Here is a 14,128-nt window from a genome sequence, read left to right on the forward strand (position 1 = left end):
TTTCTGAAGATGTTTACAATTAAGTTGAAATCATCTACCTAAGGAGTGAATGCGAAGTGCAATATGCTAAGCTTGGTAAATCCGGTATGAAGGTCAGTCGGCTATGTCTCGGAACAATGAACTTCGGCCCACAAACAGATGAACAAGAAGCCTTCCGTATTATGGACGCTGCACTCGACGCAGGTGTTAATTTTTTTGATACCGCTAACATTTATGGTTGGGGTGAGAATTCCGGTTTAACAGAAACGATTATTGGTCGTTGGTTTAAGCAAGGTGGTGGGCGACGTGAAAAGGTCGTGTTAGCTACCAAAGTATACGGTGCAATGAGTGATAAGCTCGATGGGCCTAATGATGAGGGTGGACTATCATCTTATATTATACGCCGCCATCTAGAGGGGTCTCTGCAGCGTCTCCAGACCGATCATATTGAATTGTACCAGATGCATCACGTTGACCGTAGTGTCTCTTGGGACGAGCTGTGGGGGGCTTTCGAGCTTGCTGTAAACCAAGGAAAGATTGGTTATGTCGGCTCCAGTAACTTTGCGGGATGGGATATCGCTGTAGCCCAACAAGAAGCGAAGGCACGTGGCTTTTTAGGTTTGATTTCTGAGCAGCATAAATACAGCCTCACCTGTCGCCTTCCTGAACTTGAAGTATTACCCTCCTCTCTCCATCATGGATTAGGCGTTATTCCTTGGAGCCCACTCGATGGAGGTCTTCTTGGACGCAATGCACTTAAGAAAATAGAAGGCAGCCGCAGTGGAGGAAATGCTGAGCGCGTAGAGCAATACAAAGATCAGCTTGAGGCTTTTGCAAGCTTATGTATGGAGCTTGGGGAACCACAAGATAATGTAGCACTAGCATGGTTATTAGCCAATCCTGCTGTAACCGCACCAATTATTGGACCACGCACACTAGAGCAATTCGAGAGTGCACTGCGCAGTCTTGAGATTGTGCTAGATGAATCTGTCCTTAAACGTCTAGATGAGATCTTCCCAGGACCGGGCGGAGAAGCTCCTAAAGCTTACGCTTGGTAGGTTTCTTATAATTTGAAAAAGGGAGCTAAGGCTTCAGCAGAACCAATCGCTGAAGCCTTAACTCCCTTTATTGTTCGTACTTATTCAGCTGTGTCCACGGTTACACTTCCATTACTCGTACTTAGGTCCACAGTATAAGTTCCTTTACCAAGAATGGCAGTGCCAAAGCTGTCCCCGTCTAGATCCCAAGGGACATTCCCCTTTAGTGAGCCATTGCTAGTATCCGCTGTAATCTTCGCATCGGACACAGTTGGCAATCCCACCGTAATCTTTCCGTTACTAGACGAACATTTCCATTTTCCAGTCACTGCTGAATTAATAGTGATCTTGCCGTTGCTGCTCTTTGCGGTCAACGCTCCATCTATACTATCCAATATAATCGCACCATTAGAGCTTTTGAGCTGCGCTCCACCTTGGATGTTCTGAACAGTCAGTGAGCCATTGCTGGTATCTGCCTCAACTCCGCCAGCAACATCATGAATATTTATAACCCCATTACTAGTGTCAACCACTAAGCCAGACTTTAAATCCCAAGCTTCTATTGACCCGTCACTAGTATCTACCTCAACGGCAAGGCTGCTAGGTACACTTACATTTAAATAAGGACTTTTAGTATTAAATCCAAACTGAATATTAGAGAACCAATTATGATCTGTATCAAGCTCCATAATCAGTGTATCTCCCTCAGTTTTTACTTTCCATTTCTTTTCCAACGCACTTTCGGCTTCACTTTGTGATTTTCCAGGTAGGAGTAAGCTTCCCTCATAATCCAATGAGCTTCCATCTATTCCCTCGACCTTTACTTTTCCACTTGGAAGTACGATTTTCAGCGTCGTAATATTGTCTTTCACTTCGAGATTGCCGCTTAGTGGAGTTAAATGTGTATTCCCGATTAAACTGCTAAGTGAGCCGCCGGCCATTACGCTCTGTGCACTGCTTGCTCCAACCAACAGGATGATCAATAGGATTGCCCAACCGCTCACACGACTTTTGGCATCGGATTTGATAAACAATCTTAGCAACATCTCGAGTCCGAACAGGATCAACAGTGCTGGCCATAAATAACCAAGTACTTCATAGCTGATCATATTATACTGAGCCATCACAATAATGACACCAAGTGCAATGCAGCCTATAGCTGCAGTAAAACTCCCGATTTTCCATCTCCCCATAGTCAAATCCCCGTTTCTTACGCTCTCGTATTGTTTCTTAGCATCTTCAGACCGTACGCAATCAGACCCAGTGATAACAAGATCGTACCAATGTTAATCTCAATTAACATTCTCCAAAGCGTCGGAAATGCTGAGATCACCAGCATAAGGAACCCAGCAACAACACATCCAACACCAACCCAAGCCGGATTCACATCTTCATGTGGGTAACCCGGCATAGAGGATATCCCCATCGTCCAAGGTTCTCCGAAGCTGTCAGGATGGAACATCATACGCTCGTGTTCGGCAGCAGTTACTTTCATCCAAGCCGCTTTCTGCAGGGCATCAAACAATTGGTAAAACCATAGTGCAGCTAGCGCAAAAGGGAAGATCATGGGCTCAGACGGAATAAACATAATACATAAGGAAGCCCCGATCATAAACTGCAGCCCCTGCTTTTTGAAGCCTAAGTACAAATGACCTACACCAGGAATCATAGCTAGCATAAAAGTGAGCCAACGTCTCTTCTTAATCATAATACATCCTCCTAAAATTTGGATAGCATAAACTTTTCAGTTTACCTGAATCCATCTATTATTTATAAATCTCTTTATGACTATTTTCTAAAGCCACCAAACCATTGGGTCACCGAATTCGACACATGACCATTAATTTCAGTAATCCCATAAGCCAAATTCTCAAAAACGCCAAACTGTAACAATAAGAAGCTCAAGCAGGCAGCCACCGCATAATGCATCCAAGATGTTCTAGGAGCATAACGACGTCTTACACTTGTCGCTTTAACCGCTCGCTCTCTGCGTCCTGTTTCGAGCTGCTCGATATGGGCCATAACACCTGCTGCGAGATCTGGAAAGTCCATCTGTTCATGCTGATATTCACTGTCCGTTTCCATTTCTGACCAAAGAGCGGACATTTCCTTAGCTTCCTCCAGCCACTGCGCGCAATCAGGACAGGATTGTATGTGCAACCGGATACTCAGCTCCATATCTGGAGACAGTAGGCCGTCAATGTAATGTGGCATCCATTCCTTCACTATTGCACAATTCATCGCAATTCCTCCCTTTGTCTACGCATCATCTGTCTGGCACGATAAAGCTGCGATTCGATAGTCTTAACGGAAACACCTTTTTGCTCCGCTATCTCTTGATAAGAATTTCGCTGAAAATAGTACAGCTGTACGACCGACCGGTACGGTTCCGCAAGGCTGTTCACATTCTCACCCAGCTCAGCTGATTGTTCCTGCTCTAGCACCTCTTGCTCTGGTGTTTGAGACGTTACCCAATCATTCTCAGTGTAATCAGCTGCACTCCGATGCCTCCACTCCCTATCATTGGCCCGTTTCCAGTCCAGACAGGTACGATAGGCTATCCGATAAAGCCATGTCGAGAAGGTAGACTGTCCTCTGAAGGAGGGGAGCGCTTTGTATGCTTTTATAAAAACCTCTTGGGCCATATCTTTGGCCGATTCGGCTTCTCCAGTAATCTTGACGCACACTCTGTATACCATGCCTTGATAACGTGTCACCAAATGCCCAAAGGCCTGATGCTCACCGTTCAGCACAGCAGAAATCCATTCCGCCTCTTCCAGCTTTCTCCCCTCCTTCACCTACATAACGTTAGACGCCAGCCAATTCTAATCCCCTGCAACTTTTTTTTAATTTTTGAAATATTTTTGGGAAAGGAATATATTGTTTTTTGTCGAATAATGTTTAATTACTATGACTAAAAGAAAACTCTTTCTAATTATCGTGCTATTTCTTACTATACTTACTGGATTTCGCTTCTTATGGGTTTGGGCATCGCCTCATGCTATACAACCACAATTAGTCAAAGGAGTTCTCGATTTACGGAATAAAGACTTAAATCAAGACAAGCTCCTTACCTTAAAAGGCCAATGGGAGTTCTATCCTAATACGCTGCTTCCCACTTTCAATAAAGAATCTCTAAACAAAGCTCCCCCTAAAAAATATATACAAGTCCCGGATCAGTGGAACGATGCCATTCATAATGGCGAAAAGTCTGCTTTTGGCTACGGCTCCTATCGGTTACGGATTCTTGTAGATAAAAATGAAAAGCAGTCTTATGGCATACTCATATCCGGGGTTCGGACTTCTTCGGAAATATATATCAATGGTGAACTACTAGGAAATTCAGGTTCTCCATCTGCCAATAAAAAAGACTATGTTGCTCGTGTATTACCTTACTCCGTATCTTTTACAACGGATAAGACTGAGATTGAAATTGTGATTCATGTAGCCAACTACTCTTTATCTCATACAGGCGGTATTTTTAAACCCATTTTATTTGGTAACGAAAAAACCTTAACACATCAGCGGATCGTTTCCATAATCCTTCAACTGTTATTATGTGTAGTACTTCTACTTCATGCAGTCTATGCAGCAATATTATATACCATTGGTCCGCGGCAAAAGATGTTGATCTATTTTTTTCTGTTGGTAATTTCCGCTATAACTACAGTACTCATTGATGATGACAAGCTTTTGCTGCATATGCTTCCCTTAAACTACCAATGGAGCTTAAAACTATTAATTATATCTAATATTATGGCTTTTTTATTCATCTTACTGACAAGCAAGCATCTAATGTTCCAGAATTTAAAAATTAAAAGTGTTCGGATCCTGACCAGCTTATCCTTGGTACATATCCTTTTCATAATGCTCGGTCCCGTTGTCCGCTATTACGAATTATTTACACCTATTTTTATCATCAATATAATCGTTCTATCATTAGAAGTTGTAGTTCTCTTTCTGAAATCTGCGCTTAAAAACAACGATGGCTCTATTTTTCTATTGCTATCTATCCTAGCCATCGTTAACAGCACTCATTGGGGATTGTTCAAAAATTTCGATCTGGTTGACGTTACCTATTATCCTTTCGACCTGATTATTGCCTTTTTATGCTTTGCGACTTTTGGGTTTAAGCGCTATTTCTGGAATGCTAAGCAGACTGAAAATCTGGCAAAAAGCCTGCAAAGAACCGTTACGCAAAAGGATGATTTCCTAGCTAATACCTCTCTCGAGCTGAAAAACCCCCTACATAGCATCATTAATATTGCTGAGACCGTCTTAGACAGTGAGAGAGATTCTTTAATGCATCAGAACGCAAATAATCTAGAACTGCTAATTACCGTCGGAAGACGTATGTCTTTACTGATAAACGATCTTCTAGATCAATCACAGCTTCGTGAAAGCAACATTCAATTACAGTTAAGAAATGTTCCCATTCAATCCGTAGCTGTTGGCGTACTCGATATGCTCAAGTTCCTAACGGAAGGTAAGCACATTACACTAATCTCGGAGATTCCCGACTCGTTTCCTTCTATTGTGGCAGATGAGAAAAGACTCATTCAGATTTTGTTCAATCTGCTTCAAAATGCTGTGAAATATACGAGTGTAGGCTCAGTTAGGGTCCATGCGGATATTCATAAAGGTGTGGCGCGCATCCATATTACGGATACTGGCATTGGAATGAACGAGGAAACACAGCTTAGAGCCTTCCAACCCTATGAACAGGGTGACTCAAGCGTGACAGCAATAAGTGGTGGAATTGGATTGGGCTTAAGTATTTGTAAACAGTTAGTTGAACTTCACGGTGGAGAGATTAGCGTAAAATCTTCACTTGGCAAAGGCTCTACTTTTACTTTTACTATGCCTCTGTCCGATTCAAACATTCAAAAATTCAATTTAGAATTCTCAACAGTGACTGAATACACGGACAAACTATCTCATATTAGGCTATCCGAATTTAACACTACATCTGCTACTTCAACGGATGGAAGGAGACCTAAGATTTTGGCTGTCGACGATGACCCGGTTAATCTGAAAATCCTTACTAGCGTACTATCCATCAAAGACTATGAAATGGTTACGGTAACCAGTGGAATTGATGCTTTAATAAAACTGGATACTGATCAATGGGATTTAATCATTACAGATGTAATGATGCCCCAGATGTCCGGCTATGAATTAGCACAGAGAATTCGTGAACGTTTTACTATAGCTGAGCTTCCTATTCTACTTCTGACCGCACGTAGCCAGCCGGAAGATATCTACACCGGATTTGTTTCGGGCGCGAACGACTATGTAATGAAACCCATGAACGCTATGGAGCTAAGAGGACGGGTACGTTCCTTAACAGACTTAAAACAGTCCGTAAATGAACGGCTTCGTCTGGAAGCAGCATATCTTCAAGCGCAAATACAACCACATTTTTTATTCAACACATTAAATTCTATATCTGCTCTGGCATCTTTTGATACACAGCGTATGAGTCACCTTATTGACGCCTTTAGCTCTTATTTACGCTTAAGCTTTAACTTCTTGAACGCTGAGCCGATGATACCGATTGAACACGAGCTTGAGCTTGTCCGTGCCTATCTGTACATAGAGAAAGAGCGCTTTGAGGACAGGATGACCATCAACTGGGAGTTAACAGAAAATCTACATTTTCAGTTACCTCCCTTGACCATTCAGCCACTCGTTGAAAATGCCGTTAGGCATGGTATATTAAGCCGCTCCAAAGGAGGTACGCTTTCAATATCCATCAAAGAACTAGCTGATGACATCGAGATTACAATCGCTGATAATGGTAAAGGTATGACTTCCGAGCAACTTCAGCAACTGCTGAGCAGTCAGTCTAATGTAACAAGAGGGATTGGATTTCTTAATACACATAAACGCTTGTTACGTGTCTATGCTAAGGGTTTGCAAATTAAAAGCAAGGAAGGGCTAGGTACTTCAGTAAGTTTCATAATCCCTTCTGAAAAAAGAAATATGAATCACAAAAATACCTAGTCACAGACAGACTATAATGAACCGAAAAATAAAGAAGAGTTTATTGTTTTTTGCTAAAAAATACTATATTGAGTGGTGAAATAACAATGATTCAAGCAGTATTGGTGGACGATGAACGCCTTGCTCTCGTAAAGTTAGAATTCATGTTAAAAGAAATGGAAGCTGTTCATATCATCGCGTCCTATACAGATCCTGTTCAAGCTATACAAGAAGCTCCAGCCTTGGAGCCTGACGTTATTTTTATTGATATTGAAATGCCTGAAGTGAGCGGACTTCAAGCTGCCGCAATTCTGCAAGAGGTCTGTCCAAACGCTAATATCGTTTTCGTGACCGCGTATAACCAATATGCAGTGGAAGCCTTTGAGTTAAATGCGATTGATTATATTTTGAAGCCCGTGCGACATGACCGTTTATTCAAAACAGTACAACGCTTGGAGGACAGATTGAGGTTTGCACCAAAAAGCACAGAGGTAGCACATGAACTAACGATTCGTTGTTTTCAATCGCTGCGTTTTGAACGAGGAGGACAACCTTTAAACAATCTCCGTTGGAGAACTTCTAAGGCACAAGAATTGTTTGCTTTCTTGCTTCATAATCGCAATCGATTCGTCAGTAAAGATACCCTGATTGACCTACTATGGCCAGATTTCAACCTTAAAAAGGCTTCTACCCATCTCTACACAACCATTTATCAAGTACGACAATGTTTAAAGCAGAGTGAGGTAGATCTGCATATCAGCAACGTCAGTGGCGGGGAAGGGTATACGCTTGAGACCGGGCCGCTTCTAATCGATGCAGCCCAGTGGGAGCACAACATTCTTGCACTCGAATCCATCGGAGAGGACAATTGTGCAGAACATCAAAGCTTATTTGAGCTTTATTCAGGGGATTATTTTGGAGATTACGATTATTTGTGGGCGGAGGGTGAACGACAACGTCTGCGCACCATTTGGCTACACCATGCTATGGGAATGGCCCAGTTCTATATCGACAACAACAGAGTTCCCGAAGCTGTCACTGTGTATCAAAAGGTAGTACAGCTTCAGCCCTATTTTGAACAAGGACATTTAGGATTAATGAAGGTCTACGACAGTATTGGGGAACGATCCGCAGTGGAAGAACAATACAAGAATCTGACGGAATTATTGAAAGGCGATCTAAGTATTGGTCTTCCTGCCGTTGTTCAAGATTGGTATGAACAATGGGAACTACATAACCTTAGAATACGCAGCAAGAAATAGTTTCTATTTAACAAAGACACCCGGATCTATTCGGGTGTCTTTGTTGTTACGATATATTAATTGCTGCATTTGAAACAGCTAGTTAAACGAAGCTAGCGAATTATGCAAGATTGAACAAACTTGTCCGAAGCAAATTCAGACATTGTTCAATAAGCCGCAATTCTAACATGTTGTTGGCGGAGCTATGCCCTATTATCCTAGTTCCGGTTGATCTACGAAGGTAACAGCGGTATCTGAAGTGCTGTGCAATTCAAAGATGACAATCTCATTGTTGCCTTGTTTCAATAGAGGACCTGGCACATACATTGTTTTCTGTGGTCCAATATTCCAATAGCGTCCAAGGTTGAACCCATTAATGAACACGACGCCTTTAGTCCATCCTTCCATGCTCAAGAACGTATCACAAGGTTCATCCACAACCAAGGTGCTGCGGAAGAAACTAGGTTCCACTTGACTGAATAAACCCTCAAACTGCAGACCAGATAAATCTGTTAATGGCAACCTATAAGTCGTCCATTCCGACAGAAACTGCCGTCCATAACGTACCCCTTCAGTAATCCCTTTACAATCTCTCATAAAAGGACCATAGTTGACGCGTCCTAAATTCTCCACAAGTATACTAACATGCAGCCCTTCGGCCGGAACCTCGAACTCTAATTTCACCTCTGGCTCTACACGATCTAAGGTTGCAGTGAGCTCTCCATTCAGAAAGACTAATGCACGATCATGTAAATTCTGGATGAAGAACTCATCTTTGGGACGAGGTCCTGTAAGGAACGTACTATAATGAATAAAGCCATAATCCTGACCCAATTTCTCCATCGGTTCAGGGTATGCAGAGTGAATAGGTGCAGAAATGCGATTCAAGTTTGCGGTAAGTGAAGTTTGCTCCTTCATCTCTACTCTCCCATATGCCCTCTTAGCAACAGGAGCTGGCAATTCAATGGGTCCGAGATCTACATATTTGGAGATCACTTCACGAACTGCATAATATTTAGCTGTCGGCTCACCGGATTCACTCAGTAAGGAATCATAGTCATAACTAGTAATTGTTGGTTCATAGCTGTCAAACGTATGTCCATTCGCTCCGTTGTAGAACCCAAAGTTAGTTCCGCCATGGAACATATAGAAATTAACGGATGCGCCTAAACTAAGTATCTCATCCAATACCTTCGCTACATCCTCAGCCGGACGCGTATGATGCTCCTCACGCCAATGATCAAACCAACCGTTCCAGTATTCCATACACATGATTGGAGCCTCTGGTTGGTATTCACGGAGCTTGTTGAATGCTTCTACAGGACGTGATCCAAAGTTCACCGTCTCCAGCACACCTGGGACCATACCTCCCTGTAACATCGCGTCTTCAGGTCCATCGGAAGTGAATAGTAGTACATCTATCCCACGGGAAATCATGCTGTCTTTTAAATGAGTCAAATAGCGCTTGTCATTACCGTAACTTCCGTACTCATTCTCAATCTGCATAGCAATGATCGGGCCACCATTTGTACATAACAGTGGTTGTAATTTGGGGAGCAATACATCATAATACGCATCTACATGATCTAGAAATGGCTTATGGTAGCATCGAAGACGCATATCCGAATCAGCTAGCAACCAAGATGGCAGTCCACCAAATTCCCATTCTGCACAAATATAAGGTGCGGGACGAACGATGACATGCAGACCCAAATCTCCAGCCAATTCAATAAACCGGACTACATCTGCCATACCTTCAAAATTATGTTGGCCTTTCTTCGGCTCGTGTAAATTCCATGCCACATAGGTTTCAACCGTATTGAAGCCGCAAGCTTTTAATTTGATAAGACGGTCTTCCCAATGTTCCGGCAGAGTCCGAAAATAATGGATGGCTCCTGAGATAAGCCGTATCGCCTGATCGTTATAATAAAAGGAAGATCCTGAATAATGAAAAGTTGCCATATTCTCAACACCTCGTAATGGTATGATCACTTAAGTAGAATAACTTGCTATCGCTTGATTGATCCGCTCTCTTGCCTCTAAGAGCCATGTTCCATGATCCCTTGGGTATACAGAGAAGGTCAACGATGTACTCAGACCCTCTTCCATAATGGCTATCGTTGCTTTCTTGCCAATTTTCTGCTCAAGTAATTCTAGTGCGCGCAAATCCTGCAACCCTTCATATAGAACTTCCAATCGAATGGATTCAATCGGGCCTTCTTCTCCCGGATAGACCAAGTAGGCATCTCCTGAGGGAAATGCATGCTCAGCGTCAGTCGTACGATAAGGGTCCAGCTGCTGATTCAATGAATATTGCGAGTACCAGAAGTTATAACCCCAATGCAAGAAGCCCTGTAATCCGAATTTATACAATTGAAACCCGATTATACGATTTCTAGCAGACGGCATGTTGAAAAACCGGTTGGATACTTGTTCACCTTGAGCGCAGCAATAGTACGTCCAAAGGTCTGGAACCTGATGTTCTAAGAACGGTTCAATATGCGTATTCGCAGGAATCGGCCTTTTCACCAGGCCCTGTTCATACAACTCCAATTCGGACAAAGCGTCCATGATCGGATAACTTGATAAATGTTTATAAATGATCTCACTTGCAGCTCGGTACGATTCCAAATGTTCCTCTCCTGGTTCATCTGAAATATGGAACCAGCTTTGCTGGTCTATTCCCTGCTCTTTCAAATATTGATCTAAGCAAGGTAAAAATTGATCCAAGAAACTACGGTATTCCGCCGAGGATGCGTCCGTATCCCAGCCGAATAGTTGCTGATCTTCACCTTGAATGGTTACCATTATTTTTGGTGCACATTTTGCACCCCATTGAGTAAATAAATGAGAGAACTCAAAGTATTTGAAGCCAAGTCGGCGGCACATCGATACCCAACGAGTAAGCAGATCAAATCCGAATTCATAACGATCTCCCGCTTTAGTCACGGAAATCAATTGAACGGTTGGACGTACTCCACCAATGGCTGTATCCAAAGGCGGTGTAAACAACGGAGTTAAGATCATGTTCATGCCATGCTTAACCATCGTATCTGCATAACGTTCTATAAGGGCCCAATGCGCTTCACTAAATACTTCGACACCATACTTTGTAGCAAGACAATCCACATGGAACCATTCCGTATGAATTAACTGTTGCGGAGGTAGTGTTGCAGGGATAACGGTTAACTCGAATACATCCGATTCACCTAACATCTGCCCTTCAGATGATTGGAAGAGGACCTGAATAGAGCGAAGCCCCGTACTCATTGTTTCATCCAAGGTTATCGTCACCCATAAAGATCGCCATTGTCCCGGGATCGATGAAATAGATTGTTGATCCAGCGTATACAATGGATCTGGATATAATCCCGGCGTAGTTCTTAGCACATCGTCATCATGATTTTTGAAACAAGGCATTTCTGAGGGAACAAGTCCAACAGATCTTATACATATTAGATCTGGAAGAGATGACTTTATCTCTACTTTAATATTCTTTAGAAGTGTATCTGAGGTATAAGCGACTTGGAACGAAAATGTTTCTCCGACAAGTGCGGTTGCACTGTGATAGGATTCATGATTCGGCACTTCATCAGCAAATACCTTAACCAACGAACTTAATAACATCGTCTGAAATGGCTGCGGGGCATTCATCGTTGCTTCACCTCTTCATCATTACAGACACTTTGTGCAAATTCTTTCAGAACAATACTGTTACCCTCGATGCGAGATTGCTCTGCTGCAAAAGCCATAAGGTGACTTTGAACGGAATGATTTGCTGATGTAAGACCTTGAATCTTCCCTTCCGCTCGAACCAGCTTAACAAAATCTTTGATTAACCCCATATCGCCGCCGCCATGACCAACATGACCACCTGCATTCTCGAACGAGATTCTCTCTACCTTACCGCTGCCAAAATGGATCACTTCAATTTCATTCTTCTCCATCGCACCGCGAATTTCCCCCGTGGTACCCATCAGCTTGAGGGTACGACTTACATCTTTGGTAAACGCACTCATTGTAAAAGCTATAGTTACGGAATTAGCAAATTCTAGATTTACCACTTGATGGTCAACGACATCATTATCACAATGATAGACACATCGTCCATAAGGTCCTTCCTGAAGAGCATTCAGGCGGGCTTCATAGCTTGGATCATCGCTAATTGCCGATGTAGGCCAATCCGTATCCTCCGTCAAATATTGATTAGGAGCATAATAGAGACATTTATCTGCTGCTGGGCATCCATCTGTGCAACGTAGCGGGGCTCCTTCCGGTGCTTCACTAGATTTGAAATGGGACAGTGAGCCAAAGGAAGACACTCGAACACATTCTGAATCTGTCAACCAGGAAAGAATGTCCAGATCATGACAGGACTTAGCGAGAATCATCGGACTGGACTCATCCTTTTTGCGCCAATTCCCCCTTACGAAGCTATGAGCTTGATGCCAGTAACCCACGTTCTCATTATGTTGAATGGACATCAATTGTCCGATCGCACCACTTTCCAGCAGCTCCTTGATCGTAGAGAAGAAATTGGTATATCTCAATACATGGCATATCGAGAAGACACGATTCACTTTAGAGGCCATTTCCCCCATAAGTACACATTCCTTGGCATCAGGGGACATCGGTTTTTCTAATAGTACATGATACCCTGCCTCCAGTGCTTTCATTGTTGGCACATAATGCTGATTGTCTTGGGTACAGATAAATACCGCATCTGCTACTTTCGGGGAGGCAAAAAAATCATCCCAATGGGTAAAGCACATATCATCAGCCAGCTTATGTCTTGCCTTAAATTTATTTCTCCGCTTCGCATTCGGCTCTGCAACAGCTACAACTTGAAGCTCATTGGGGTGCTGAATCGCATATTCTGAATAATTAATTCCTCGCAGGCCCGCTCCAATTAAAGCAACAGTAACTTTCTTCATCGCAATCTGCTCCTTCATATGAGACTTTATGCTATGTCTGTACTCTATTTCTTTATTCTTTAACACTACCAACCGTCATTCCTTTTACGAAATACCTTTGTAAGAATGGATACACTACCATAATTGGCAATGCGCCCATGAATATTTGCGCCGTTCGGATCGTCTTCTCACTCAGGTTCTCCATCACCTTGAGCTGCTCAATGGACATCGAGGACATCTGGGCATTGATAGACATAATCAAGGTAGAAAGATAGGTCTGTAGCGGATAATGCTCAGGTGAATTCAGGTAAAGGATACCGTCAAACCAAGCGTTCCAATGCCCAACTATGGTGAATAACCCAATCGTTGCGATGGATGGAAGGGATATCGGTAAATAAATTTGCCAAAGTACTCTCCAATGTCCGGCACCATCAATCGTAGCCGCTTCATCCAATTCTCTTGGAATAGATCTGAAGAAGTTAAGCATCAGAACCATATTCCATACATTCAATGCACCTGGTAAGATAAGTGCCCAAATGGAATCGATTAAGCCTGTATTCTTCACTACGATATACGTCGGAATTAAGCCGCCTCCAAAAAACATCGTAATCGCGAATATCCATACATATACGGTTCTAAATTTAAACTGATCATTCGATTTGGAAAGCGGAAAAGCAGTAATAAATACTAGAAACAAGTTAACTACTGAACCGAGCACTACTCGTTTTACGGAGACTCCCAAGGAACGAAAGAACTCTACCTTTTCTCCTAAATATACATAAGCATCCCAGGAAAAGCCGACGGGCCAAAGCTTCACTTCTCCAGCCATCGCAGCTGTATTCGAGCTAAGTGAGATGGAGAGTAAGTGTACAAATGGGATAATGCCGAGTATGGTAATGAAAGTTAACAACAGCGTATTGAACACGATAAATAACTTTCTGCTGAATGATTGTTTATGTAGCACCATCTCCAC

General features: G+C 42.7%; 11 protein-coding genes. 3 read left to right on the forward strand and 8 right to left on the reverse strand.

Annotation, left to right across the window (positions count from 1 at the left end; all coding sequences use genetic code 11):
- The first annotated feature begins 56 nt into the window (after positions 1 to 56).
- Positions 57 to 1,037 (forward strand): aldo/keto reductase, encoded by a 981-nt coding sequence (locus PAENI_RS09830; RefSeq protein WP_042125126.1) that lies wholly within the window; start codon positions 57 to 59, stop codon positions 1,035 to 1,037.
- A gap of 80 nt (positions 1,038 to 1,117) precedes the next feature.
- Here PAENI_RS09830 and PAENI_RS09835 read toward each other — a convergent pair whose 3' ends face one another.
- The 4 genes from PAENI_RS09835 to PAENI_RS09850 form a co-directional block, all read right to left on the reverse strand.
- Positions 1,118 to 2,209, reverse strand: a complete 1,092-nt coding sequence (locus tag PAENI_RS09835) for a LiaI-LiaF-like domain-containing protein (protein ID WP_149645111.1) — start codon at positions 2,207 to 2,209, stop codon at positions 1,118 to 1,120.
- A 17-nt stretch (positions 2,210 to 2,226) separates the two neighbouring features.
- On the reverse strand, positions 2,227 to 2,724 hold the full coding sequence (locus PAENI_RS09840) for a hypothetical protein (protein WP_042125123.1): 498 nt from the start codon (positions 2,722 to 2,724) through the stop codon (positions 2,227 to 2,229).
- Positions 2,725 to 2,804: 80 nt separating this feature from the next.
- Complete coding sequence (locus PAENI_RS09845) at positions 2,805 to 3,257, reverse strand: anti-sigma factor family protein (protein ID WP_042125121.1); 453 nt, start codon at positions 3,255 to 3,257, stop codon at positions 2,805 to 2,807.
- Positions 3,254 to 3,814: an RNA polymerase sigma factor gene (locus PAENI_RS09850; RefSeq protein ID WP_042125119.1), complete on the reverse strand. Its 561-nt coding sequence runs from the start codon at positions 3,812 to 3,814 to the stop codon at positions 3,254 to 3,256. Before PAENI_RS09850 ends, PAENI_RS09845 begins: the two co-directional genes overlap by 4 nt.
- Positions 3,815 to 3,926: 112 nt before the next feature.
- On the opposite strand from PAENI_RS09850, the gene PAENI_RS09855 reads away from it, so the two are divergent.
- On the forward strand, positions 3,927 to 7,022 hold the full coding sequence (locus PAENI_RS09855; RefSeq protein ID WP_149645112.1) for a hybrid sensor histidine kinase/response regulator: 3,096 nt from the start codon (positions 3,927 to 3,929) through the stop codon (positions 7,020 to 7,022).
- 86 nt (positions 7,023 to 7,108) lie between these two features.
- Positions 7,109 to 8,263, forward strand: a complete 1,155-nt coding sequence (locus PAENI_RS09860; protein ID WP_076298232.1) for a response regulator — start codon at positions 7,109 to 7,111, stop codon at positions 8,261 to 8,263.
- 192 nt (positions 8,264 to 8,455) lie between these two features.
- On the opposite strand, the gene PAENI_RS09865 is transcribed toward PAENI_RS09860, so the two are convergent.
- Genes PAENI_RS09865 through PAENI_RS09880 form a run of 4 tightly spaced genes read right to left on the reverse strand, consistent with a single transcriptional unit; the run spans position 8,456 to position 14,122 of the window.
- The gene (locus PAENI_RS09865; RefSeq protein ID WP_149645113.1) at positions 8,456 to 10,204 is read right to left on the reverse strand and encodes a glycoside hydrolase family 35 protein; all 1,749 of its coding nucleotides are present in this window, start codon (positions 10,202 to 10,204) and stop codon (positions 8,456 to 8,458) included.
- 30 nt (positions 10,205 to 10,234) lie between these two features.
- Positions 10,235 to 11,896, reverse strand: coding sequence for a DUF4091 domain-containing protein (locus PAENI_RS09870; protein ID WP_149645114.1), 1,662 nt, complete (start codon positions 11,894 to 11,896; stop codon positions 10,235 to 10,237).
- Complete coding sequence (locus PAENI_RS09875; RefSeq protein ID WP_042185725.1) at positions 11,893 to 13,176, reverse strand: Gfo/Idh/MocA family protein; 1,284 nt, start codon at positions 13,174 to 13,176, stop codon at positions 11,893 to 11,895. Before PAENI_RS09875 ends, PAENI_RS09870 begins: the two co-directional genes overlap by 4 nt.
- A 52-nt stretch (positions 13,177 to 13,228) precedes the next feature.
- On the reverse strand, positions 13,229 to 14,122 hold the full coding sequence (locus PAENI_RS09880) for a carbohydrate ABC transporter permease (RefSeq protein ID WP_042125110.1): 894 nt from the start codon (positions 14,120 to 14,122) through the stop codon (positions 13,229 to 13,231).
- Between the last annotated feature and the right edge of the window lie 6 nt (positions 14,123 to 14,128).

It is taken from the genome of Paenibacillus sp. B2(2019) (assembly GCF_008370385.1).
Lineage (GTDB): Bacteria > Bacillota > Bacilli > Paenibacillales > Paenibacillaceae > Paenibacillus_AQ.

Excerpts from the sequence above, each read along its gene's own strand:
- PAENI_RS09835 (WP_149645111.1), bottom strand. The coding sequence starts at position 2,209 with ATGGGGAGATGGAAAATCGGGAGTTTTACTGCAGCTATAGGCTGCATT.
- PAENI_RS09840 (WP_042125123.1), bottom strand. The coding sequence starts at position 2,724 with ATGATTAAGAAGAGACGTTGGCTCACTTTTATGCTAGCTATGATTCCT.
- PAENI_RS09845 (WP_042125121.1), bottom strand. The coding sequence starts at position 3,257 with ATGAATTGTGCAATAGTGAAGGAATGGATGCCACATTACATTGACGGC.
- PAENI_RS09855 (WP_149645112.1), top strand. The coding sequence starts at position 3,927 with ATGACTAAAAGAAAACTCTTTCTAATTATCGTGCTATTTCTTACTATA.
- PAENI_RS09860 (WP_076298232.1), top strand. The coding sequence starts at position 7,109 with ATGATTCAAGCAGTATTGGTGGACGATGAACGCCTTGCTCTCGTAAAG.
- PAENI_RS09865 (WP_149645113.1), bottom strand. The coding sequence starts at position 10,204 with ATGGCAACTTTTCATTATTCAGGATCTTCCTTTTATTATAACGATCAG.
- PAENI_RS09870 (WP_149645114.1), bottom strand. The coding sequence starts at position 11,896 with ATGAATGCCCCGCAGCCATTTCAGACGATGTTATTAAGTTCGTTGGTT.
- PAENI_RS09875 (WP_042185725.1), bottom strand. The coding sequence starts at position 13,176 with ATGAAGAAAGTTACTGTTGCTTTAATTGGAGCGGGCCTGCGAGGAATT.
- PAENI_RS09880 (WP_042125110.1), bottom strand. The coding sequence starts at position 14,122 with ATGGTGCTACATAAACAATCATTCAGCAGAAAGTTATTTATCGTGTTC.